Here is a 2,877-nt window from a genome sequence, read left to right as displayed (position 1 = left end):
CGGCCCCCGCGGATGCGACGCCGATCGCGCCGACGACCGGGCCGAAGAGGAGCGCGAAGGCGAGGATCGTAATCGCGAAGTTGTTCGTCACGCCGGCGGCGAACATCCGCGTCTGCCCGCCGCGGGACGCGGATTTGCTGCTCTCCTGATCGGGCTCGACGAACGCGCCGACGGGAAGGACGGCGAGCATCGCGATCCCCATCGAGTCGATGTCGATATCTTCGACGCGACAGAGCAGACCGTGGCCGCCCTCGTGAACGACGAGTCCGACGAGCAGTCCGAAGACGATTCCGGGCGTCGCCGACAACGGCAGGAAGTCGTTGACGCCGGGGATGACGAGGACGTTGCGCGGCTGCCGAACCGCGGAGGTCGCCATCTGTGGCGTCGAGAGCGCGGTTATCGCCGCCTGAATGAGGAACGCGAACATGGCGACCATCACGACCAGTGCGATGCCGACGCCGATATTCGACCACGCGCGCCAGAACCGTTTCGGACGGGCGAGCCGGTCGAGGAGCACCCGACCGCGTTTGGTGTGGAAGGTGAGAATCGGCCCTTGCGTGCCGATGTAATCGGGCAGATAGCCGCCGTTTCGGAGTCCGATGACCGCGAGCCAGTAGAGCAGGAGGCCGAGCAGAACCCACGTCAGGAGTTCCGATCCGTAGATTGCGGGGGGCGAAACGAAGGCGAAGAGACCGTGATCCATCGATAGTATCTCCGGGCGGCGTTCTCAAATGGTTTTTGTCATCAGCCCGACGATCCGGGTCGATTCACCGTTCCCGGCGAAGTCGGCCGACGACGAACTCCCGGTCGACCTTCGCGAGGAAGGATCCGAGCTTCGGCCCCTGCTCCTCGTCGAAGAACAGCCGGTAGCCCGCCGCGAAGAAGTCGCCGACGTCGACGTCGTGGCGTCTCGCGGTCTCGTAGATCTCGCCCTGAATTTCGTCGGGATCGTGGCCCGCCTCGATGAAGTCGGCCAGTTCCGCGAGCGCGGCCTCGGTGTCCGCGTCGAACTCGTGGTCCGGGATCTCGCTGCGCTTGAGCTCGTAATCGAACTCGTTGCCCGTCCGGCGCGCCCAGTTGCGGGCCTGCTCGACGCGCTCGAGCGCCCCGTCGACGGCCCACCCGGGCGCATCCTCGGGGATGTGCCCCTCGCGCCGGGCGATTTCCTCGCGCAGATCGGGATCGTCGGTCATCCCGAGCACCGCGGCGAAGGTGTAGGGGAGCCGAATGCGCTCTTTCTGGGGCTCTTCAACCACGAAGGGGTAGACGCGCTCGGCGAACGCCCGCTCGTCCTCGCTGCCTTCGATCTCGCCGAAGTAGATCGCCTCGAGCCGGTCGAACTCGTCGACCAGTTGATCCAGTCGTTCGATGCTGAAGTCCCGCGCCTTCGCGGGGTCCTTCGCGAAGAAGTAGCGAAGGACCTCGGGCTCGAGCAACTCGAGCACGTCCGAGACCAGAATCACGTTCCCTTCCGACGAGGAGAACGGTTCCCCCTCGAGGGTGAACCACTCGTAGACCATCGGGACCGGCGGTTCGATCTCGAGGACGTTGCGGGCGACGTCCTGGCCGCTGGGCCAGGAGCCCTCGGCGTGGTCCTTGCCGAAGGGCTCGAAATCGACGTCGAGGAGCTGCCACTGAGCGGGCCACTCGAAGCGCCAGGGGAGTTTGCCCTCGCGCAGCGTCGCGGTGCCCTCGTGGCCGCAGCCGTCGATCGTCTGGTTGCCCGCGTCCATGTCGGTACACTCGTAGTCGACGGTTGGCGGCTCGCTCTCGAGGTCGACGCTCGTCACCGTCTCGGTGATCTTGCCACACTCCTCGCAGATCGGATTGAACGGCACGTAGTCGCCGTTCGCGTCGACTGTGTCCTGATACTTCGAGAGGACCTGGCGTGCGCGCTCCCGATGCTCGAGGACGAAGCGAGTCACGTTCTCGAACTCGCCGGACTCGTACAGCTCCGTATTCGAAACGAGTTCGATCGGCACGTCGACGGCGTCTGCGCTGTTCTGAATGATCGTCGCGAAGTGGTCGCCGTAGGAGTCACAGCAGCCGAAGGGATCCGGGATATCGGTGTAGGGCGCGCCGAGGTTGCGGCCGAGCGCGCCGGCGTCGACCTCGCCGAGATCGACGAGGTTCCCCTCGAGGTCACAGAGGGTCCGCGGGAGCTTTCGGAGGGGGTCGCGGTCGTCGGCGGTGAAGACCTGTCGGACCTCGTGGCCCCGGTCGCGCAGTACTTCGGCGACGAAGTAGCCGCGCATGATCTCGTTGACGTTGCCGAGGTGGGGGACGCCGGAGGGCGAGATACCGCCCTTGACGACGATCGGTTCCTCGGGATTTCGGCTCGCGGGTCGTTCCTCCCCGCTCGCTTTGTCCGTGGCCTCCCGCTGGTCGGCCACGCGCTCTTCAACTCGATCCGCGACCGTATCCGCCCAAAATGCGTGTCGCGTCTCGCTCGCTTCCTCGCGCTGGAGGGTATAGGGGCTGATCGCCTCGGACTCCGCGGCGTCTATCGTGTCCCCGTCGTCGCCGTCACCGTTAGTACTCATTGCTCGTCGTTCGCCCAGTAGGTCGGTTCCTCGCCGGCACCGTCGGGGATGACGTCCGTCCCCTCGTGATCGCCGTGGCGAACCGCGCGGGCGATCCGGTCGGGATCCGTGCCGTCGAGGACGATGGTGCGCATCCCCGAGCGCTCGATGATCTTCGCCGCCAGCAGGTCGACGGGGGCGGACGCGCCGGCGTTCATCTCGAGGCCGGCGATGACGTCGACCAGCTCCGCGGCGGAGAGCTGGTCGTACTTGGTCGCGTCGTCGTCTTCGTTCGGGTCGGCGCTGTAGACGCCCGGGACGCTCGTCGCGTAGACGAGCAGGTCGGCGTCGATGT

3 protein-coding genes are annotated in these 2,877 nt (G+C 66.3%); all 3 read right to left on the bottom strand.

The annotated features are described in order from the left end of the window. On the bottom strand, positions 1–703 hold a 703-nt coding region (locus PGX04_RS29935), incomplete at its 3' end, for a site-2 protease family protein (protein WP_273741823.1). Between the two features lie 64 nt (positions 704–767). After that, positions 768–2,543: a lysine--tRNA ligase gene (gene lysS, locus PGX04_RS29930; protein WP_273741822.1), complete on the bottom strand. Its 1,776-nt coding sequence runs from the start codon at positions 2,541–2,543 to the stop codon at positions 768–770. Continuing rightward, the coding region (locus PGX04_RS29925; RefSeq protein ID WP_465263858.1) for an amino acid kinase family protein at positions 2,540–2,877 on the bottom strand (338 nt) is incomplete at its 5' end. The genes lysS and PGX04_RS29925, both read right to left, overlap by 4 nt.

Source organism: Natrinema soli (genome assembly GCF_028618695.1).
This window is presented reverse-complemented; position numbering and strand designations above follow the sequence as displayed.